This is a genomic window from Thalassotalea euphylliae, assembly GCF_003390375.1.
Taxonomy (GTDB): domain Bacteria; phylum Pseudomonadota; class Gammaproteobacteria; order Enterobacterales; family Alteromonadaceae; genus Thalassotalea_F; species Thalassotalea_F euphylliae_A.
In genome coordinates this window covers 3,498,074-3,520,748 of record NZ_QUOT01000001.1, presented here as the reverse complement: position 1 = coordinate 3,520,748, position 22,675 = coordinate 3,498,074, and the positions used below count along the sequence as shown (strand labels likewise).

Genomic DNA, 22,675 nt, shown 5'->3' with positions numbered 1-22,675 from the left:
TCCACAAATAACAACTCGATATTTAACTTTTGCAATATGCATCTCTTTGCAATCACCTATGTCTTACAACACCTTACTCCTAACCCTTTTTATTGCTTATTACGATTGAGGCAAATACAGCGCTGCGTCAGCAGCACGTTGCTGCCATGATGCTTGTCGAACACTCGACACTCGCGCTTCTTTCTCTTGCACGCTAGCGCGTCGGCTGGCAGCAACAATAGTTTTGGCGAAGCTGTGTTGCTCACTCGCTACCTCAACTAAATGCTGGTATTCAGCCAACGCATTAAAGTAGGTGCTGGCAATGGGTGTACCACTAGCCAAATATTCACGCAGCTTTAACGGGTTGCACATACGTATTTGCTGACTGTTTTTAAACGGTAACATCGCCACTTGCCAATGCTGTAAATAGGCTGGCAAAGCGTCATGAGGTTTAGCGTCCAGAAAGTAAATGTTATTCTGATTTTCAAGCAAACTGACATCGCACTCAATATTACCAATTAGCACAAAATTCCAATTAGGCAATGCTAAGGCACTTTCCTGCAATAGCGCTTGATCAAGCCATTGCGATATACTGCCATAAAACCCAGCGATAGGTTTTCCTAGCGGTAAATCTCGCGGCCAAGGAGTTCCTTGACAACCATTATTGACACTGTCTGATTGAAACAACTGGCAATCAACGCCATGCGGAATAACCACAGTTTTATTTTCAGGCAGCTTGCCGAGTAACGGCTGACTCGCAGCAAATACCGTGCTTGCTCGTTCACACAACTCTTGCTCTTTGCTAACCACAAATTCATGATCAACACCGGCCAACGCACTAAAGTCATCGCCACAATAATAAACGCAGTCACATTCATGCTCAGTGCTTTCAAAAATCGATAGGTAATCGACCGCTGTTGGCAGTGACGTCCAAACGATCGGACGGCCTGACAGTGCATCTATGGCACTAGCTAACTGCCGTTTCAGTAAGAATTTATTAAGCCAGAGCAATATCGGCTGATCGGTACAAGGAAGCACTAGCGGATTTATCACTGTAAATTGATACGGACTCGCCGGCAGTTTTTGTGCTGTACATTCATCTTGTACATCTTGTTCATGTGGGCCGAACTGCTCATATTGCCCATTCATGCGCTTGCCAGCTTTATCACTTGCATTAAAAAATCGCGCCTTGAGTTTGCTAAAAACACGGCTAATATCACGCCAGCTAAATTTCGGTTTACGCAACCCAATCGAGTTAATCCAGATAATATCTCTTTGCGTGCTCAGTACTTTTACTAAGTGCTGGGTCGAGCTTGGATGTTTCCCCCAGTCTTCGCCAAAAACGACCATAGGGCGACTCGTTTCACTGTTGCCCTTAGTCGCAGTCGCTTGCTGAGCTTGCGGGTCATGAGTAACTTGTTCTCTTTGCTTCGGAGCATATGACTTATTCATTACTTACTCCTTTAACGACTTCACTACTTTTGCTGGAGAACCCGCAACCAAGACATACTCAGGTAAGTCTTTGGTCACCACACTACCAGCCGCAACTATGGTTCCTTTACCTATGGTGACTCCAGGCATTACTTTTACACCGGTGGCCAGCCAAACATCGTCATATAACACAATATCACCCACTTGCTCTTCAGTATCCGGTAGCCCTTTTGCTCTCGCTTGGGCGTCAACAGGGTGACCTGGATAGCCAGCTAAATAACAGTCGCCCGCAATACGCACATTGTCGCCAATCACCACATTGTGCCCCACTGAAATTGAAGTACGCCAGCCAATGCCCACATTATCGCCAATCACTAACTTAGGTACTCTATTACCGACGGCTCGGCCACTGATCGTGGTCATTGCTGCCAATCGTATTCGGTCACCCATATAAATATCTAAACTACCAATCACCACAGGCAAACCGCCGTACAAGTAAAGCTTTTTAGGCTGATTGCTTAATCGCGCTTTAAAAATAGGGGTGTAGTAAAGTATGCGTAACACATCACTAAAACATTGCTTAAGCAAAACATGCAGGTGATACAGCACATTAAACACTAATGGTAGATTAGGCACTTCGGCCGATTTAACGGCTAACCAAGCTTTCTTAATTAACTTGGCTAACCAATTGTCACTCGTTTTCGCCCATTGCTTGGCATAATGAATACTAAAGCTTTGCATACTGCCTCCTGCTCATGTGAGCTCAATTACCACTTTTGTGTCTGCTAGCAACCTGTGACGCAGATCTCTCGCTAATTGCTAGTTCCTAGTTCCAAGTTGCTATTTGCTGTTTTTGAGTTGCAGAAATCGAACCAAAAATTAAAACCATAAATAACAACAACTTAACCAAAAAAGAAAACTTAATTGCAGATTGCAAGCTGGAAACTTATTAAATTGAAAGTGCTTTTGTGATTTGCGAATAACAGTTTGCTGCTCGATACTGCTTACTTTTTGCTTTACCTTTTGCCGCGATACGACGACAGCGTTTCGGGTTGTGAATAAGCCTTGCCAAGCATTGCGCCAATTCAAGTGGTGATAATGCTTGATACTTGGCACAGTCTTTACCGTCTTCAAGCACTCTATCCCAATAAGCACCATCACTTGGCACGACTACTGCCAGTTTTGCTGCTAGCGCCTCTAAAATTGCTAAGCCAAAAGGCTCCTGCTCAGAAGTAGAAACAAAAATACTGGAACGGGCACGCAACTGAGCTAAATTTTCTGGTTGTTCAAACAGCCTGACATTCGGCGGTAACTCTCTGCTCAAACTATCAATATCAACACAGCTCGATTCACCTGCAGGTGGTTTGATGTAACAAACATTGACGGTAAATTCGGTTAGCCCATAGGTATTACGCAGTATCTTGAGCGCCTCTAGCAGCACATCTAATCGCTTCCATTTGATCAACGAGGCGCTCCATAAAATTTCGATACCTTGCTGTTTGCCGTTGTTTTTAGAATGGTTTTTGGCGTTGTCTTTTCCGTTGCTTCTACACTCGCGATGAACTTTGATTTCACCTTGGTCAATCGCATTGGTAAATTGCTCGACCATTATTGCGGGCTCGCGACTGCTCGCAAACGAAAAACTATTGAGAAATCGCCCAAGCGCTCGTTTTACGGACGGTACTGCCGTTGTAAGCGAGAAAATTCGCGCGGCTCTTGAAAGCCCAAAGCCCGCCGATCTTGAATCAGGAACAGGCCCTTGAACGAGCTGAATTAAGGTGGAACGTTTACAAAACTGTAAAATAGCCAGCGCGAAATCAACCGTTGGACCAGAAAGCCCAACTATACGAGCAAAACCACCCGCTTCTTTGTTTAATCGCAATAATTGCAAGGCGTAACAGAGATGTTTGAAATAAAACGCCACACCATATTTTTTGTCGCGTAAACCAGCCGGTGTCGATAGCGGATAACAATACACAGCTTCATCTTGCCACGTAGCAACATCATTAGTGGCAACCCAAACTTCAATATCGCGAGGTAATTGGGCTACGAGCCTTTTCGCCACTTGCTTCGAACCACCAAAATAGGCGACTGGATCAAACACTAAAATTCGCTTTGCCATAACAACCTCCAACACGCCCTGATGCACCCTGATGCGCCCTAACGCGTATCAATGACGACTATGCTTATCTACTAAATTGCTTATTTACTGAGTTACTTATCGACCTAGGTGAGTACTCTCCACCTATCCGCTTACGTTCTACCGGAGCGATTATTTGGCTGTCACTTGACGCACACCAAGCTGCTTGAGCCCTTGAGAAATTTTGCTAGTCACTTTTGCCAACAATGCATTGCTTACTTGTGACAATTGATAACCCACAAACCATGTGAAACTTTTTTGGCTGCCTCTAGCGACAGTTTCGTGATAACAAGTGTCGAATTGTTGGAACTGGTGCTGGCAGCTAAATGATTGAGCAATATGGCGCTGCGCAGCATTAGCAAAACCTTTAAACCTTGATGGATGGCGGGTATATTCGCTAATTGCTTCAGCTAAGGCTTTGATATTGCCAGCAGGTACTAAGCGAGCATTAACATTGTCTTGGTAGATTTCGTTGACACCTGGCACATCTGTTGTGATAACAGGTAAATTAGCAAGACTCGCTTCTGCCAGTGTTAAACCAAAGACTTCCTCACTAGGCACAGAAACAAAACAATCGACATTGCTTGAATAAAGCGCTGCAACATCTTGCTGTTCCCCTAAAAAGAAGACTTGTTCACTGAGCCCTAGCGACTCAACTTGCATCATCAAGCGGTGCTTTTCTTCGCCTTCACCAACGATGGCAAGTTTAACTTGTGGCTGGCTTGTCGCTCCCGACATCACTTGACGCGATGCTTGTGCTGTTACTTGAGAAGAGTCTTGAGAAGAAACTTGAGCAATAGCTGAAATGAGCGTTGCCAGACCTTTACGTGCGATTAACGAGCCAACGTAGAGCATCACAGTATCTTTGTCCGTTGCGCCTACAATTGAGCGTAAATCGGTAGGCTGTTCAGAAACTGCACGTTGTTGCTCAATACCGTTATAAATAACAGAATAGGATTTTTGATTGGGCTCAGCCTGACGAAAAACCTCTGTCACTGAGTGGCTAACCCCAACCGTAAAATCGGCGCCAGCAAAACCAAGTGCTAGGCGATCAAAATACTGATAACGGGCATGCAAATGCAGTAGCAAAGGCACCTTTAGGTATTTACAAGCTAATGAGAGCCATTGACACGGTGCGCCGTTATTACAATGCACCAGCTGAATACCACAGCGTTTAATCAATTTTCTAGCAGTTACTAGCTGGCGAATAAACGATCCAAACTGCCACCTTGGTTTGAACCAATAGCCAATACAAACCATTGGCTGGCAAATCACTTCAATGCCTAGCTGTTTAGCTTCATCAGCCAGTAATTGGCTATTGCACCAAAGCACAGGTTGATAACCCTGTTGTTGAGCGCTGCTGATCATATCAAGTAATACAATTTCACTGCCTCGTAGCCAGTTGTCACCAAAATGCACGTAAAGTACTCTCGTCACCTGACGATCGCATTCGACACTTGCTTTGTTTCTGTATTCGCTAATCACATGAACCATAACTACCTCAACAACTGATATACGTTATGCGCCCGTAAGGACGTTTGCTTATTAACATTGAGCAAATGGCAGACCAAGTGTTTAAATCATCAACTAAGCACCTGTAATAATTAAATAATTATTAATTTTGGAAAAATTATTTGAATACCAACACAACCGCTTATTTGCGATTTGCAACTTGCATGTAGGGGTGAGTGGGCTTGTCACTGCAGTTTGCAAAAAACTGCTCAGTAAATTTATTGAGGGCAATAACCAAAGCCACTTGCAGGTATATCGGCCAGATAAAGCCTTGCGTTAGGAAGGTACCTGAGATAACAAACCCTGCGATACCGGCAGGTGCGGCACAAACAACCACACGTATCATAGGTGCCAACAGCACTCTTCGTGGATCATTAACTAAACGCCAACTCACCCGAAAAGTAGACACAATTAAGCAGATAAACAAAATCAAGCCGCCAAAGCCGGTTTCTGCCAACACGCCGAACCAAGTAGAATGTACCGCGTGGTTTAGACCATCCCAATGAGCACTATAGAAAAAGTAATTAAAATAGAAGTTACTAATACCAACACCGGCAATGGGATTGTCCAACGCCATATTCCACGCCGCTTGCCAAGCGTAAAGGCGCCCCATCGCAGACTCATCTATACCCTCCTCTGCCGCACCGCCAGACGAACGTTCACTAATACCAGCGACAGCAAATAAAACAATTAGCGCCAGCCCACCACCACTAAACAGTAAGACTTTTGACTTCACTCTTTGATAGGCAAACAAGCCAACAACGGAAACCATGCCCAATAGGCCACCACGACTTTGTGTGGCCAGCAATGCGAACACTAATACGATAAAAATCACTGCCCCGAATAAGCGTTCAAATCGAGATAAACCTTTTTCAAGCGCAGCACCAATTGCAAACGCCATGGGGTAAAGCAATACCAACGCAAGATCGTTAGGGTCACCTAACAAAGAGCCAATATCGCGCCCAATGGTAACGCGTGTTCCTTCAACCAAACCAATGCCATTAGCTTTGTTCATCAATGCAACTATAGCCACACAGGTTCCTGCTAATAAGTAGATTCGACAAGCATTAACAAAATGAGACTCAGCTCGCATCATCCAGGCGATGACAAAGGTCATGAGAATAATCTTGCTGTAAGTGCCTGACCATGAATTCATTGCGACCCCAACATTGGCCGAGAATGGCAACGCAACCGTGACCAAACCAAAAAACGCCATCAGGTAAGTAAATTGGCGGCACCAATACGGCGCTAAGTTTTGAATAATGGCCAAGCGCAGAAAAATCACCATCAAAGCACCGAGTGCAAACAACTGCGGCAATTTAAGTGGCGACAGCATCGGAAAAACTTCGTGAATTCGAAAAAATGAACACACCACAAAGCCAAGCACCACGTAGAAAGAAAAACGCACAACGCCCCAGATAACAAACGGCACTAAGCCTATCGCTACCAACAAAACAGGATGCGGAAAAAAGTACAGCGCAGCGCCAGCTAAGACAAAGAAAAAGCCGTAAAGCGAGGTACTTAAAACAGGCCAAACCATGGCGATACCTCAATAAATTGACCAACAAAGTTTGCTAAAAACGCACCCGCGACAGCCAGATTAAAATAGGCAAATTGATAGGGTAACGCCAAGCGACGTTGGCTCCAGCAATAAAACAGTAGTACGCGAACTGTGTAGGCGATTACTAAGGCCGCCAGCGCACCGTTAATGAAAAAGTCAGGAACAAGCAGCACCAATAACACTGCCCCGACAGCAGAAGCAATCAAGTTTATATACATTTGTCGCTGGCTGTCTGCATCGATATAACACCCAAGGTTCAGTAGTTCAGCAACCAGCTTAAGTGCCGTACAAAGCAATAACCAAGGTAAAATCAACGCCGCCCCATGATAGTCGCTAGGCGTTAACCAGCGAATAAGATTTGGTCCTACTAGCCCTAGAAGGCCGCACGTTAATACCGCCAGTACAGCTCCTAACATGGCAAAGCGCGCATTAACCGCTTTGCCATCGTCTGCTTTTAGCACGCTAAAACGTTTTGGGTACCACCACAGCGTAAACGGCTGAATTAGTAACGTTGGCACCAGCGCAAATTTTATGGCGATCGCATAGGTTGCAATATCAGCAGCACTGAAATGCGCAGCTAACAGCCAACGATCCATACCGGAAAGCGCAAAGGTAGCTACGCCACCAATGAAAATCGGCCAACCGTAGTTACAAATAGCGAGTAAGTGCTTAGTGCTTACCGACAAGCCTGTTTCTTTGATTTGAATCACACTTAGCCAAATGGCAACCACGACTGAAGATACCGCGCCAGATGCTAAAATACTCTTTACCCCCCAGCCCTCAGCCAACCAATAGAAAGACAGCCCGACTTGAATCACGACTTTTACCATAGTGACTGAAAAAAACAGGCGAGCACGATTAGTAATTCGCAGCCATGCCAGTGGCACATTAATAATGCCGCCAAGCGCTAGCGCAACACCAAGTAAATAAACTTCTTCACCCTGAATTTGATCAGGCAATAAGGTTGCCAATTGTGGGCTGAAAAAATGGAAAACTAAATAGGCTCCGCCACCGACAAACATTGCCAACAACAAACATTCACCGGCGTGCAGTCGCTTTGTAGCTTCACTTTCAGCCAAGCCGACAAAACGATATAACGCCTCAACTAAACCAAAGCCCAGAAAAATAGAAAAAACGTTGGCGAACACCACTAAGACTTCTAAGCGCCCATAGTCTGCCGTTGATAAATAATGGGTATAAACAGGCAGCATTAATAATGAAATCCCCTTCATTAAAAAAATCGCTAAGCCATAGAGGGCTGAATCGCTGAGTAAACTTTTCACTTGTCGAGATAACATGGCAAAAACTCCTACCAACCAAATTGGTGATCCAAATTAGTAATACAGCTTAGTGCTGCTGATTACTTCACTGGCTGAGCCAAAACTTCATGGCTCAGTGCTTGGCGATAAACCGTTTCAATTTGCGGCACCACTGCTGTCGTCGAAAACCTATCAAGAATCGTTTTGCGCGCATTTTGACTAATCAACTTGAAACGACTTGGGCTAAGTGCCATGACTTGCTGTAGCGTTTCGATAAACTTTGCAGGCTGGTGTTCATCAACCAACCAGCCATTAACTCCGTGGTCAACCAAGCTGGGTAAGCCGCCTACGGCATAGCTCACTACAGGAATACCGTGTGCCATCGCTTCTAGAGCAACCAACGGTAACCCCTCTGCTCGGCTTGTAATGCAAAGCACTTTAATCTCTTGCCAGTGTGGCAACATCGACGGTACCTGCCCCAACAAGCACATATTCAGCGGTTTACTTTTATCAAGAGATGAAAATAGTGGCCCTGCACCGTACATTGAAAAAATATGTTCCGGCATGGCTTCGGCCACTTGTAAGAAATGATCTGGGCCTTTCTCATGACTAAAACGCCCGACAAAGGCCAGTTGATTGCAGCGAAATGACACGGTTTTGAGTGGTGCAGGTTCAACGAAGTTTTGAATCACATCGCTACTCACTCCCAACTCATCAGCAATGGGTTGAGACACACTAATGCATTGAGTGCCCTTGGCACTAATGCGATCTAACCAACGATAGAAGCGGATTTTTAACGTGCCACGCTCGCCCGCATGAAACGTCGATACCACCGCCTTATCCAACATACGACAAATAAAGCGACCAATAATACCCGCTTTGTAACCGTGAGTATGAACAACGTCAATGGAGAGTCTACTTAATGTTTGGTAAAGCTCTACCGCACCGCCACTTAACTTAATGGTTTTCGTGCGCAATTTAGGGTCAACATCAAACACGGGATGTTCCCCATAATTCGCCATCAAAATAATTAAGACTTTATGACTCGCTTGCTCTAACCCCAAGGCTAAGTTAGCGATATGACTTTCGATACCACCAAAACTGCGGCTATCGACTAACAGAACAATATTTAGCGAAGAACGACTCATTGATAATCACCTTATGTTGCATCCGAGCTGTTTGAGGTGAATATCAGCACAATATGCGCCAATCTATTTTTATATTGTTTTACAATCAGTTAAGTTTTTAATGTGGGAAGGTATTCGCAAACTGCAATGCTATATTTGTTGAGAAATAAGAGGATATTTGCAAGCTGCTAACGAAACGAAACTGACTAAGGCTTTTACAGAGAGGCATGTAAAATAGAGGAGTTAAAAGAGATACTTTTCAGGGGAAGGCCATCAGCTGAGGCATAGCAAACCAATTAAGTCAAAACCAGACTCTTCCTAAACTGCCGCGAAGTCTATCGAATGCACTTTTGACAGGTTCACACGCTGTTTAGCTTGCCATAAATCGTAGTTAGACTGTAACAATAGCCAACTTTCAGGAGTTCGCCCTAGCGTTCTAGATAAACGCAATGACATTTCGGGTGTGATAGAACTCTGACATTTTAGAATCCTATTTAGCGTTGATGCCGATACATCTAGCTGTTTGGCAACAAAACGACAACTGTAGCCAAACGGCTTCATGTATACATCGAAAATAAATTCACCAGGATGCGGTGGATTATGCATGCTCATTAGTGATAATCCTCGTAATTCAAGATATAAGCATTTCCATCAATAAATTCAAAAGTAATACGCCAGTTGCCACTTACAGTTATTGACCAAACGCCATCGCGATTTCCTTTTAACGGGTGCAATTTGAACCCAGGTAAATCAATATCATCAATCATTGTCGCAGTATCTATTGCTGCTAGCTGCATTCTCAATCGACGCTCATGTTTAGCTTGAATACCAGCTTTACTTCCTGTTTAAAAGAATTTGCGCAGCCCTTTATGCTTAAATGATTTGATTATAAGGCTAATTATAGTGCGTTGCGCAACGCGCAACAACTATTCATCCCAAGACTGTTTTTTTCGGTAAATTGTTGATGGGCTGACATCGAGCAAGGCGGCCGCTTTCGGTATATTACCGTCACATGCTGTAATCGCTTGCTCAATTGCCTGCTTTTCTACCAACCATAGCGGCATAATGCTTGAGCTGCTCTCTGCGCTATCTGCTGAATTATCTCCTGACTTATCTCCTGAGTTATTTGCTGAACTAGCTGCTAGCGTATTAACTGAGGTTTGTTCTGAATTATCAGACATAGCTGCTTCAGCCACAGGTGTGACCGACTGAGTAAAGCTCGTTGCAGGCTGCTTAGTGCTTGATGAAAATTGGTTGAGTGGGGCGGGCAGCATGTCAGCAGTCACCGCTTCAGCATTATTCAGTACCACTAGGTTGCGGATCACATTTTCCAATTCTCGCACATTGCCCGGCCAGCCATAAGATAAAAAGACATGCTCAGCATCTGCGGCAAAGCGGCTAAAGGCTTTGCCTTCTTCATTGCTAATCGATTGCAGTAATTTTTTCGCGATTTGCAAAATATCATTACCGCGCTCACGAAGTGCAGGCAAAACAACAGGAATAACGTGTAAGCGGTAATACAAGTCTTCACGAAAGCGCCCTTCTTGCACTTCTTTTAACGGTTCTCGGTTAGTTGCACAAACAAAGCGTACATCTACTTTCTCTTGCTTGCTTGAGCCAACTTTTTGAAAAGTACCAGACTGAATAAATCGCAAAATTTTGCTTTGTAAATCCAAGTCCATTTCACACAATTCATCAAGAAACAAAGTACCGCCGTCAGCTAGAGCAGCTGCGCCCTTGCGTTCACTAGAAGCACCGGTAAACGCGCCTTTAACGTGACCGAAAATTTCACTTTCCATCAAATCTTTGGGAATAGCCGCACAGTTTAAGGCAACAAAAGGTTTGTCTTTACGAGCACTGAGTTGGTGAACCGATTCAGCGCACAGCTCTTTACCTGTACCGCTTTCACCCGTAATAAATACAGTCGCATTACTAGGCGCGGCACTTTCAAGAATACGATACACCCCTTGCATTGCCATTGATGAGCCAATAAAACCACAGAAGTCTTGTCGGTCTAATTCACGATATTCATCAATAATCTGGCTCATTTGCTGATTTTTGATAGCGTTACGCAAGGTGATCAATAAACGCTTAGGCTCAACTGGTTTACTAATAAAGTCGAAGGCCCCGTACCTCATCGCATCTACAGCAACGTCTACCGAGCCATGAGCCGTTAAAATCACCACCACAATCGGCAATTTCTGCTTGTGAATGTATTTTAAAATGTCCATGCCAGACATATCGGGCAAGTTTAAGTCCAACAGCAGGATGCGTGGGCACTGGGTATTGATAATGTCTAGAGCAGCCTGACCATTGCCAGCCATTAGCAAGTCATAAGGCTCTTTTGAAAGAAAACCAGCGTAAATCGCGGATAATGTGGGACTGTCTTCAAGCAGTAGGATTTGTGTTTTTTCCGTCACAGACTTCATTCCTTGGCAAGGTGCTCTGTATAACTCTATGACAGCTAACGAATAAACACCATAAATATTTAAGTCTAAGGCTTATGTTAACAGCTCAACTAGGACTTAGTTAACAGTAATAAAGTTACGTCATCATTCGGTTTTGGACAAAGTGTTAAAAAATGCTCAAAGCTCAACTCAATAAAAGTCTCTGCACTACAGTGCTTACTCGCTATTTCAAACTCTGGTAAAAATGCCTCGTCTGAATGACCCTGGCAAGTACTTTTCAAACTCAACAATTGGTCAAAAAAAGCGTTTGGTTTCATGTCTTTTGGTAGGCAATCGGTTAACCCATCGGTAAACAATAAAAGCTGTTGACCTAGCTGTATTGACAAGTAGGTTGATTGATATTCAAGACCTGGGCACACACCAGCAAGCGCCCCTTGTACATTAAGCACTTTGTAAATTGGCATATCAGCGGTTGATGAAGCTGTCAGCAAAAGTGGCTGCGGGTGACCAGCACTGGCAATTTCCAAACCTTGTTCATCAATTAGTAGCGCCAAATAAGTAAACATACTGCAACTGAGCAGTTCATCTTCAAACAACTTATTGGACAAAGCAGTCATCATCGCTGTTAAGTCAAAACACTTTGCCTGAGGAAATGGCTGCGTATTCAGTGATAACCCCGAAAGAAAGCCAGAGAAAAAACCACTAAAGCTATGGGCAAACAACTTTGCCTGTGCATCGTGCCCCATAACGTCAGCCAGTATTAGCAGGGTTTTATCACCTATTGCTTGCTGATAAACAAAATCTCCACCGCCAGTCTTTGGCGAAAATGAGCGAGCATGAATTTGATAGCCGCAAATACTGTCACTTACCTCAGGCTTTAATGCTTGATTAAGCGTGTTATCAAGTGAGCGGTTAAGCCGCGCTTTTTTTTCTGCTTCCAATTGCTGATGACGTATCAACGCCCGCTCTACCGACAGGCGCAGTTTTTCTTTTTGCACAGGTTTTATCAGGTAATTATCAATACCTAAGTGGTTAGCTTGCATTTCAACGTCGAAGTCATCTTGTGCTGTCAAAAAAATAAACGGAATATGCGAAAGTTTAGAGTCGGCTGCTAGGCGTTTTTTTAGGTTTAAACCATCAAGATTTGGCATCGAAATATCAGAGATAACTAAGTCATAAACCCCACTCTGTGGTCTAGAATGCGGTCTAGCATGAGGTTTAGAATGTTGTCTAAAATGCTGTGCAGTCTGCTCTGACGACAGCTGATTAACATCCGCAATGCTATTTTGTTCAACGTGCTGTAAAAACGCTAAGCCATCGTTAAAAACACTGACTTCATAATAGCTAGGTAAATAACCTTTGATCAATTCTCGCATCATCGGCTCATCCTCCACCACTGCAATACGCACATTTGCTTGCGAACGTGTTTGATACTGAAGCGAGAAACTAAAGCGATTTACTTCTGGTGCACTATCACCACAACCTTGAATAGGCAGCTTCGAGAAAGTTTGTGCACTCGCCCTTAGCCTTCGCTGGTATTTGCAATCAGCAAATAAGTTAAAAATGATATCAAGCCCCATACCCGATTCGCCAAAGCTAAGCGAAGCCTGTTGAGTGTTAGCCCTAGCCTCGTCATCTTCCGATGTGGTGGTTGGATTACTTTTATTTAAACCATTGACCCGCATTTGGCGCTGATTAAACTCGTCAAAATAACTACTATTGTCTTGAAGGCTAATAGTGATGCGCTGACTACTCACCTCGTCATTGCCATTGCCAACTCCACCGACAGAGGGTAGTAATTTGGCTTGAGAAACCATTAGCTGAATAAATGTTGCGGGCTCAATAGCGTGTTTTACAATGTTGGTTGCCCACTCCGAAATTACCAGCTTTGCTTTATTGACTTCGGCACTGTCAACGCCACATTTTGTTAGTACATTCGTTGCCGCATCTCGAATGGTTTTAATTTCATTCAGCGATGCAGGTCGAGTTAACGTCAGTAATAAGGTATCCATCATATTTTGCTAATAACTCCATGTATGGCTTACTGTTTAGCCTATGGTTATACCAAGTTGAATAACTGTTTGATCACTTCGCGAACAACTCAGCTATGTGTATTTAAAGTCCTTTTAAACACTCTATAGGCTATTTGTATTAGCTGTTTATGACAAGCATATGTTTTGGCCGTTATTTAACGCTGAGAGCTAACGGTCAGAGCTAGCTAACCGAATTAGCCGCTAGAATTAGCAATCAAGTAATCTTGCTCAAGTACCGCTAATACCTGCGCGACCAGCTCAGCAAGCTGCGCTATCAGCTCGATAGTGGCATCAGACAAACTGCCATCACTCGGTTGCCGTTGACAGACATGCTCTAATTGCTTCGCCAATTGCCCTAGGCCAATCGCGCCAACACTTGCCGCGCTGCTTTTTATCGCATGGGCCTCTTTTTCAATCTGACTGGCATCCGCTTCTGTTTTTGCTTGCTGAATTACCTCAACACGACGACGAGTTTCATCAACAAAAAGATGCAGCACTTTATTGAAGATTTCCGCTCCGGTATCACATAGCAACTGGTCAATTACCGCTTTTTCGATTAGCGGCTGTGATGGTGTTTTTTCGGTGGCTTGTGGCTCTCGATTTAATGTTGAGCTGGCTTGGCTTGCTTGGCTGGCTTGGCTTGCTTGGTTAACGGGTGCTGATACTATCAGCTGTTTTTGAACTTTGCTGGAGGAAACAGGGCTTGCTAGCGCTTCTTGTTGGCGTATTTGTTCAAAGTAGCTGTAGATTTTTAGCAGCAAGTGCTCACGATCTATCGGCTTTTCAATAAACTCATTCATCCCAGCAGCAAAACAATGCTGCATATCATCTTTGGTGACATTAGCGGTCATTGCCCAAATGGGTAAATGTCTGAATTGAGCCGATTTACTGCGAATGATTCGACATGCTTGCGCGCCATCCATAACCGGCATCGACAAATCCATCAAGACTAACTGATAGCTTTCACACTCAACCTGCTTAACCGCTTCAGCGCCATTATTAGCAATATCAATGTGATAGCCAGCACGCTCAAGCATGGTGGTGATCACCAACTGGTTCGGCAGGCTATCTTCTACCACTAAAATTCGTTCGCCATTACCCCTTAGCTGATGCTGCTGAGCGCTAATTTCTGACGCTTCTTGTGCGGCTTTAATTTCCGATGCTGCTTGCACTGCTTTTTCACCTAATACTAACGCCATTAATTCACTGGGTGGCGCTAACCAGCGATTTTCCGCTTCGTTGACGAGCAAAACATCATCAGAGCCGTTTTCATCGTGCAAATTAATGACTTGGCAGCTATCACTGGAGTCACGAATAAAGTCCACTTGGCATTGCCATAAGTGCAGTTGTTTTTTTATGGATACTTCATAGAAGGGAGCAAAATTAACAAACGCTATTTTTTTCGGGTTAATCGATTCACTCTGAGCGATAGGCGCAGTAAAGTGGCTATGTGGTATCGCCACTAAAAACGTACTTCCCTCACCTTCTTTCGAGCCAACTCTCACTTCACCGCCCATTAATTCGGCAAGCTGTTTGGTAATAGCTAAACCTAGCCCCGTCCCTTCAAATTGACGTTTGTAGGAAGAGTCTGCCTGAACAAACTTGTTAAAGAGCTTAGCAATGTCTTCATTTTTGATCCCAACGCCTGTGTCTTTCACTTCAAAATGCAGCACGGTGTCGTTGCCATAAACGCTCACTTCAACACCGCCATGCTGGGTAAACTTAATGGCATTGGCGATCAAATTAATCAGTATCTGTTTCACCCGCTGCTCATCTAGCAACAACTCGCTGGAAAGCTGCGGTGATAAACAAAACATTAAGCCAATATCTTTGGCTTTAGCGCGTTCAATAAACAAGCTGTGCAAGTCATCCATCAAATCCAGCGTGTTAAATGTGTGAGGCGATAGTTGCAGCTTACCGGCTTCAATTTTGGAAAAATCGAGGATATCGTTAACCAAGGTTGATAGTGATTCACCTGCCGTTAACGCATTATGAAGTAGTTGACGCTGCTGGTCGTCAAGTTGCGTACTGGTTAGTAGCTCCATCGACCCCAACATGGCATTCATTGGTGTACGAATTTCATGGCTCATTACTGCGAGGAAGTTACTTTTCTCTTGCGAGCCCGAGTCTGCCGCCAGTTTCGCCTGCTCTAATTCATGATATAAATGATTTACGCGACTGCGCATTAAATTACGGGTTTGAATAGCTTGTTGCAGCGTCAAAATCAGCTGTTCGCTGTCCCACGGTTTTTCAATAAAACTCCAAATACGCCCCTTATTAACCGCGGACATAACCAAGTCAGAGTCGGCATTACCGGTTAACATAATGCGAATAGTTTCAGGGTAATTGGTTGCCACTTCCGATAAAAAAGTGACACCATCCATTTCCGGCATGCGCATATCAGAGACGATAATATCAATGTTCTTTTGAGCAATAATTGCTAAGGCTTGCAGTGGGCTGGTGACAAATTCAAAATGCGCAGGAATTTTTCGAGTTAAACGTTTTATTGCCGCTAGAATGGCTTGTTCATCATCAACAAATAAAATACTCACTGGCGCGGCGCTGTCATTTTCGCTCTGACCCCGACTTTGGCTATCAGTTGCTAGCGAGTCAGCAATACCTGGGCTAATTTGCGCACTGTTTCGATCTGCCATAGCGCTTTGGCTATCTGTTTCGTTTTGATTAGCCAAATAAGAATTGCGATCAATTAACGTCATATGATCTCCCTTTACTTACCGCTGTTGAATTGATGGTTTTTGCACCTTGCTTTCCGGCATACGGCTATACCCAACTCAGTCATTATTTTTACCTTACACCGCGACATTGAGCATCACAACATTTGCCAGTTTTGCTCTTAACTTGCTCATCATTTTAGGCAGCCAAGCATCAAGTTTGTGACTTTCGCGGATCATTTCATCAAGCAATGATGGATTTGATTTATCATTGACCACAGTGCCAACAATATTCACTTGTTTTGCCACCAGTTTTTCAATCCCTTCTTCTATTAGATTAGCAGGAGTTTTACCAGCCTCTACTACCATAATGGCACCATCACATACTTGGCAAACGGTACAGGCGGGAATATTGTGTTGATTAAGCATTGCCAATGATGCCGTATCAAAAACAATGCAATCGAATTCACTTAACCATTGATTGATAGCCTCAATCAGCAAACTCGCTTCGCGATATTTTTTGATGGTCATCGCATCATTGCTGACCGGCAGCACGCTATACCCTTGCTCGTTTAAATTGATAATGCCTGTATTAACTTGGCCTTGTGCTGCTTGGCTTTGTGCAACTTGTGATGCTGACTTTTGTGTTGGCATTGGCGCGTTAACCGCCTCTTGAAGTCGCGATTTTAACACGGGGTTAAACGTATTGAGCTCGACCAAAAGCACCTTTTTATCGGAAGCCTGAGCTCGTTTCACCAAAGCTTCTGCGAGCGTCGATTTGCCTTCACTCGGAGCCGCCGAGGTGATAGCAATGGTGCGATAGTTAGCCCCCAAGGTTTGGCTATAAACCGCCTCTACTTCGGCATAATGACTTGGTAAAGTAATCATCTAAAAGCCTCCTGTGATGGCAACAAGTGACACAACACTGACCATGTCTTTCACGTTTGACACAAACACATTCCAGTCACTGTTATTGATATCTGGTACGTAAACAGTGTCACCACTGCGTACCAATGGCAGTTTGGTAAAGTCGGGGCGTTTAACAAAGGTTTTTAAATCAAAACGTTGGCTTTGATTTTCACTAGCCTTAGCGGTTGAAATATTAACCACCATAATGTCTGTCAAATGCGCTTTATCGGTTGGCCCGCCTGCTTCCGCCAACAAATCTAAAATGGTCATTGCTTCGTTAAAGGTGTAACGACCAGGCTTAGCAACCGCGCCAATAATGCGCACCGTTTGTTCCTTTTTCTGATCTAACCACGCTTTGTCGCGCTGCGGCACATAAATGGTATCGCCTGCACGAACCAGTGGCAGCAAGGTTTCGTCACCTGTTTCAAAGTACAGACCTAAATCTACCGTGGTCACTTTACTGGTGTAACCGTTACGGTGTGTTACTTTTATCGCATGAATATCTGCAAATTGATTCGGGCCATCAGCAGCCGACAAAATATCTAGAAAGTGCAGTTTGTTGTCGAAGGCATAACGGCCTGGTTGACCCACTTGACCAAATACGTAAATCGAACTTTCTTGTGACTGGCGCAACCAACGCGCTTTGTTATCAATCACGTCTCTTGGTTTTTCCGGCACGATAATAGTGTCACCCGCAGACACTTGAGGCAGTAATGAAAAGTCACCACCATCGGTAATAAAGGCCGCTAAATCAAAAGGTTTTTCTCGGCTTGCTTGGCCGTTTTTTAGTACCTTGATTTGCGAAATATCTGCATCTTGCGTTGGGCCACCGGCGTGCGCCAAAATATCAAGAAATGACATTTCATCACCCCACTCGTATCGACCCGGTTTAATTACTGCACCAATCACGCGAATAGCACGATCTGGCGAAATCTTTAACCATGACTTCTCATTCATATCGGTTTTTTCTGGAACAAATATCGCGTCACCCGGTGAAATTTCAGGAATTTGGCGTGCGGCTAAGCCCTCGGTGTAAGCTTGCAAGTCAAAGGCATCTACTTGTCCAGATGAGCGAATAATGCGTACTTGGCGCGTTTCAGCAAAACGTGTTGGACCACCAGCATTGGCTAAAATATCAAAAAAGGCAGTACCATCAGGTGCTTCATATGCGCCGGGCTTAAACACTTCGCCCATCACATAAATAGTACGCAAGCCCGTTTTAATCTCTTCTTCTTGGATAGGTACAAATAAAGTAGAGCCTGCTGTAATGGTCGGCATGCTAGTGGCATCACCAGTATCAAGATAGTTTTTTAAATCAAATAGCTGAGGAATACCTTGGTTAATCACGCGAATATGTTCAACACCCGCATAACGAGTAACACCGCCAGCTCGCATCAGCATATCAACAACCGTATTACCTGCTTTGTAAGAAAACACGCCTGGCTTTAACACTTCGCCAAATACTTTAATTGCTGTACCCGCTTCAGCACCGTCACCACTGGCTGATAAGGTTGCAGCATCAAAGTCCATTTGCACATTGCCAATTAGTGGAGAGGCTGGCACAAAAATCACATCTAGCGGTTGTAGCTCAGGCAAAATCGCAAAATCACCCGTATCTAAATATTTTTTATAATCAAAAGCTGTAACTTCACCGGCGCGATTTAACTGGATTTTATCGAGTTGAGCACCAGCGCTTGGCCCGCCAGCTTGCTGAAGTGCAAGTTGCACATTACCGTCTGCTGGTAAGTCAATCATCCCTGGCTCTTTCACAAACCCCAGTACCCGTACAGGCAAGCGGCGCTCAATTAGCACAAGGTCAAAATCATCAATCGCGCGGTATTGCTCAGCGAGCAACGCCTTAACATGCAAGCTTGCTGCCGCTAGCGGCATACCGCCCAAGGTGACTTGTCCAATCTCAGGTAGCATCAGCAAACCTTCTTGGTTAATTTGAAAGTGCTTTTCAAAATCAGCCTCACCCGGCAGGTTTAACTGAACAATATCACCAGGGCGCAATACCACTTGCTTCTGTACTACTTGTTCCTTTAGCAGTTGCTCTTGAACCACTTGCTCCTGTGCTGAGGCAGATGATGACGCAATGATCGAGGTTGCTAGCGCTAGCCAAGTGAGTATTAGCAAAGCAAATGCTAAGCAGCTTCGAGTAAAGCTATTCACATTCAAAATTAAACAAGATAGAAAAAACTGCTTATTCATCATGACTCTCCTTGCCGTTAACTGCTATCAGCTGGTTACTCTTTAACTGTTGAGTAGCTGCCTGACTTGGCAGTGCCAAGCGTAATGATATTTTTGTATAGCGATTGAAGACTTGTTGCGTTTGGTTAACTTCGCCTACCCTAGGCGCCATTTCACCAAACGCTTCAATGGTGACTTTTTCAGCCGCAATGCCAGAATCAATAAAGTAGCTAGCCACTTGTTCGGCTCGCGCTAAACTCAATGTCTGGTTATATTCAGTGCTGCCGCGGCTATCGGCATGACCCGTAATCACCAGCGTAGACTCAGGAAAGCTTTTCATTAGTAACACGAGTTTTTCCAACGCTGGATAATAAATCGATTTTAACTTGGCCTGATCAAAGTCGTGTAAGGTTTCCGTGATCACCGTATAACCGTGCACGCTGACATTGTTACCAGCTTTTTGAACTTGCTGCTGTTTTCGGCCTTGGTTTTGGCTTTGCTCTTGGCTATATGAGTCTGCCGATAAAATTGCTACTTGGCATTGCTCGAAAGAGCCCTCTTTATACCAGTCTCTAAGTACCGTCACTTTATTTGTCTCGCTACAGCCGAAACGCCCATCAATGTAGTGACTAATGCATTCCAATTTGCGTACTTGTCTGTCTAACTGAGTAAGCGAAATAAAGGCATCAGCATACATTTGCCCGGTGAACTCTTGTTCAGTTTTGTCCAGCAAGCGGTAGCCAACTTCAAGCTGACCAGCAACACACTGATGGCTCAATCGTGTTGTAAGCGACATCATTTTTAAGCGCGATGCTTGCAAGTACTCTTTCAGCACTAACTGTTCTGGGCTTAACGCTGCGACATTGCCATCAGCCGTGCGCTCGTTTGATGAGCTACACCCAGTCAAGACAAGCGCGGAACTAGCAAGGACGATGGCCGACAATAAAGTGTGTTTCATGTTACACCGCCTTCAACATACTAGCGGTCGTTACGTAGTGCTCCAAACTGTCAAAGCAGTGAATAGTTTTATCTAGCATCAGCATTTTAAACAGCTCTTTGGGTTGCTCGTTCAAACCAACTACTGCCACTAACTTCCCTTTAGCAACCATACGCTTGTATAAAAATACGATGGCACCAATACCTGACGAGTCAATAAAATCGACATCTTTCAAGTCAATAACAATATCGGAAGATAATTCGGCGTAACTGGCTAGATCAGCTTTCATTGCTTTAACTGCATCAGCGTCTAAATCTTCGAATAACTTAATGACGACATCATTATTTAAGTTGTAAATTTCGTTCAGCATAAACACCTCGACTTATCGCTTTATACGACTTTGTTTGATTTAAATTTATTGTTCATATTTCTTTATTCGTATTTTCTTATTTAAAAAGAGCAAACTTCGAACCAAAACAAATAAACTTTATTTTACAAGCAGTTAGCAAAATAAACCTTCTTTGGGCAATGTAGGTTTTTGCAAATACCTGCAACTTGAATTGCAGAATGCAAATCGCGAAAGTTCAAAGTTAGTAACTAGAAATTAGGAACTTGAGACTAGACAAGAAGCTCAAGAACAGTGGGCATTGAAAGCAGTATAAGAAAAAGGCCCAAGATTTTAGCGGCCTGTAGAATTCTATAATTGGAGAGTTAGGGGTGAAGTAAAATCAACTAAAGAGCTTGTATTAACGGCGCCAGCAATTGTTTTAATTCTCTGGCATTGTGCCTACCTAAGCTATCGCTTGAAACGGAAACGGGGTGAACCTTACCCTGCACCTCTTGAGTTGTTGGTGAGACTTCTGCCATTCTTTGCTCAGGAATAAGAAAAATTACTTTGTGCCCAATACCTAGCGTTTCAAAAAACTGCATTTGTTTATTTAATTCGCCCTGCGCTGTTTCAAACTCAGGCGCTACATTGGCAATAAAATAAAGGCGAATATTTGAGTTCGCATTGATGGCTTCAACGACACCTGCGACAAGTAAGCTTGGAACAACGCTTGTATAAAAGCTACCAGGGCCAAGCAGTAGCACATCAGTTTTAGCAATTGCAGCAAGTACTTCTTCACTGGCACTTACAGCAGGGCGCAGTGCCAAGCGTTCAACCCCTAGTTGAGCTTTGTTATCAACTGCCAGCTCGCCGACAAGCTCTTCGCCACAATTCAAGTAGCCAACTAAATGGGTCGCCTGATCTGACATCGGCAGAATATCCGCTTGAATCCCCAAGAATTCTCGCATCACCTTCACACTATCGGTCGGCCTCAAGCAGAGTGAGTCCACCGCGCTGCACATTAGGTTACCCAAGCTGTGACCTGATAAGTCACCCGCATTGTCAAAGCGATACTCAAAAAGTAGTGATTTTATTGAGCTTGATTCACTGAGTTTAGACAAGCAGTAGCGGATATCGCCCCATGCAATGCCTTCACTATGTTCACGTAAACGCCCCGTTGAACCACCATTGTCTGTAGTACAGACTATGCCAGTGAGGTGACAATGTTCAAATGTGTTGACGACGCTGAGCAGGTGACCAAGGCCATGGCCACCGCCGATACAGGTAAGGTTAACTAAATCCATGTCATTAAATATAGATAATATCCCAAAAGCTAAAGCGCCCGCTAATGCTAACTAACGTCAGCTTAAAAAGGCATAGTGTTCAGAAACTGTCGTTAACTTTAATTTATGCGCTTGCAGGGATTGTTGTCAATTTAACTTACTGTTCTCCTTACTATCCGTATTACTGCCCACGTCCTAGCACCATAATCATCAGGGTTTTCACCATAATTTTAATATCCATGTATAGCCAGCGAGCGACTGAGGTTAACGACATTGCATAAGCAAAGTCATACGCTATTTTTGAACGCACATCGGCAAGTGAAGTGTCATAGCCTTGATTCACTTGCGCTAACCCCGTGATGCCAGGAATAACACCATAAGTACGTTCTAGGTAAAATGGAATGTTATCTTCCAGCTCTTTAGCAATTTCTGGACGCTCTGGACGCGGGCCAATAATTGACATGTCACCGCGTAGTACGTTGATAAACTGCGGTAACTCATCCAAACGCACCTTGCGTAAAAACCGGCCAACAAGCGTCAAGCGGTTATCGTTAGCACTCGCCCAAACCGCACCTGTACCAGCTTCGGCATCAACGCGCATGGTGCGAAACTTGATCATTTCAAAATGATGGGCGCCCGATGTTGAAATCGCGCCAATACGTTCTTGGCGATAAAACACAGGCCCCTTGCTGGTTAACTTAATGGCTATGGCAATAACCACAAAAAATGGGGCGCTAAACACTAAGCCAACGGCTGCGACGAATACATCAAATACGCGTTTTGCTTGACTAACTTCTGGGGTGATAAAAACTTGCTTGTTCATATACTACTCCTAAGCTTTGCGACTCTTACGAATTTTTACTAGCTTTTTTTTACTAGTCTATTTTTTACGAATCTATTGTTACC

17 protein-coding genes and 1 pseudogene are annotated in these 22,675 nt (G+C 44.1%); all 18 read right to left on the bottom strand.

Annotation, left to right across the window (positions count from 1 at the left end; translation table 11 throughout):
- Window positions 1-99 precede the first annotated feature (99 nt).
- Window positions 100-1,431, bottom strand: coding sequence for a glycosyltransferase family 1 protein (locus DXX94_RS15430; protein WP_116017250.1), 1,332 nt, complete (start codon window positions 1,429-1,431; stop codon window positions 100-102).
- Window positions 1,432-1,434: 3 nt separating this feature from the next.
- Window positions 1,435-2,151, bottom strand: coding sequence for an acyltransferase (locus DXX94_RS15425; RefSeq protein ID WP_116017248.1), 717 nt, complete (start codon window positions 2,149-2,151; stop codon window positions 1,435-1,437).
- 208 nt (window positions 2,152-2,359) lie between these two features.
- On the bottom strand, window positions 2,360-3,532 hold the full coding sequence (locus DXX94_RS15420; protein ID WP_116017246.1) for a glycosyltransferase family 4 protein: 1,173 nt from the start codon (window positions 3,530-3,532) through the stop codon (window positions 2,360-2,362).
- A 150-nt stretch (window positions 3,533-3,682) separates the two neighbouring features.
- Window positions 3,683-5,044 (bottom strand): glycosyltransferase, encoded by a 1,362-nt coding sequence (locus DXX94_RS15415; RefSeq protein ID WP_116017244.1) that lies wholly within the window; start codon window positions 5,042-5,044, stop codon window positions 3,683-3,685.
- A 160-nt stretch (window positions 5,045-5,204) separates the two neighbouring features.
- Window positions 5,205-6,602, bottom strand: a complete 1,398-nt coding sequence (locus tag DXX94_RS15410; protein WP_116017242.1) for an O-antigen ligase family protein — start codon at window positions 6,600-6,602, stop codon at window positions 5,205-5,207.
- Window positions 6,584-7,921, bottom strand: a complete 1,338-nt coding sequence (locus DXX94_RS15405; RefSeq protein ID WP_116017240.1) for a lipopolysaccharide biosynthesis protein — start codon at window positions 7,919-7,921, stop codon at window positions 6,584-6,586. The genes DXX94_RS15410 and DXX94_RS15405 overlap by 19 nt, the downstream gene beginning before the upstream one ends.
- Window positions 7,922-7,983: 62 nt before the next feature.
- Entirely contained in the window at window positions 7,984-9,030 is a 1,047-nt protein-coding gene (locus DXX94_RS15400) for a glycosyltransferase family 4 protein (RefSeq protein ID WP_116017238.1), read from the bottom strand.
- Window positions 9,031-9,327: 297 nt separating this feature from the next.
- Entirely contained in the window at window positions 9,328-9,621 is a 294-nt protein-coding gene (locus DXX94_RS15395; RefSeq protein WP_116017236.1) for a HigA family addiction module antitoxin, read from the bottom strand.
- A pseudogene (locus DXX94_RS15390) lies at window positions 9,621-9,899 on the bottom strand (type II toxin-antitoxin system RelE/ParE family toxin). Before DXX94_RS15390 ends, DXX94_RS15395 begins: the two are co-directional and overlap by 1 nt.
- Before the next feature lie 36 nt (window positions 9,900-9,935).
- Window positions 9,936-11,438: a sigma-54-dependent transcriptional regulator gene (locus tag DXX94_RS15380; RefSeq protein ID WP_220348118.1), complete on the bottom strand. Its 1,503-nt coding sequence runs from the start codon at window positions 11,436-11,438 to the stop codon at window positions 9,936-9,938.
- Window positions 11,439-11,527: 89 nt separating this feature from the next.
- Window positions 11,528-13,432, bottom strand: coding sequence for a SpoIIE family protein phosphatase (locus DXX94_RS15375; RefSeq protein WP_116017234.1), 1,905 nt, complete (start codon window positions 13,430-13,432; stop codon window positions 11,528-11,530).
- A gap of 212 nt (window positions 13,433-13,644) precedes the next feature.
- Window positions 13,645-16,167, bottom strand: coding sequence for a response regulator (locus DXX94_RS15370; RefSeq protein WP_116017232.1), 2,523 nt, complete (start codon window positions 16,165-16,167; stop codon window positions 13,645-13,647).
- Between the two features lie 93 nt (window positions 16,168-16,260).
- Window positions 16,261-17,010, bottom strand: coding sequence for a tyrosine-protein kinase family protein (locus DXX94_RS15365; protein WP_116017230.1), 750 nt, complete (start codon window positions 17,008-17,010; stop codon window positions 16,261-16,263).
- A complete protein-coding gene (locus DXX94_RS15360; protein ID WP_258872187.1) occupies window positions 17,011-19,245 on the bottom strand; it encodes a polysaccharide biosynthesis/export family protein in 2,235 nt (744 codons plus the stop codon).
- Window positions 19,235-20,179: an OmpA family protein gene (locus DXX94_RS15355; protein ID WP_116017226.1), complete on the bottom strand. Its 945-nt coding sequence runs from the start codon at window positions 20,177-20,179 to the stop codon at window positions 19,235-19,237. Before DXX94_RS15355 ends, DXX94_RS15360 begins: the two co-directional genes overlap by 11 nt.
- Before the next feature lies 1 nt (window position 20,180).
- Window positions 20,181-20,528 (bottom strand): STAS domain-containing protein, encoded by a 348-nt coding sequence (locus DXX94_RS15350; RefSeq protein WP_116017224.1) that lies wholly within the window; start codon window positions 20,526-20,528, stop codon window positions 20,181-20,183.
- Between the two features lie 362 nt (window positions 20,529-20,890).
- Window positions 20,891-21,790: a gluconeogenesis factor YvcK family protein gene (locus DXX94_RS15345; RefSeq protein ID WP_116017222.1), complete on the bottom strand. Its 900-nt coding sequence runs from the start codon at window positions 21,788-21,790 to the stop codon at window positions 20,891-20,893.
- A gap of 160 nt (window positions 21,791-21,950) precedes the next feature.
- The gene (locus DXX94_RS15340; RefSeq protein WP_116017220.1) at window positions 21,951-22,592 is read right to left on the bottom strand and encodes a sugar transferase; all 642 of its coding nucleotides are present in this window, start codon (window positions 22,590-22,592) and stop codon (window positions 21,951-21,953) included.
- Between the last annotated feature and the right edge of the window lie 83 nt (window positions 22,593-22,675).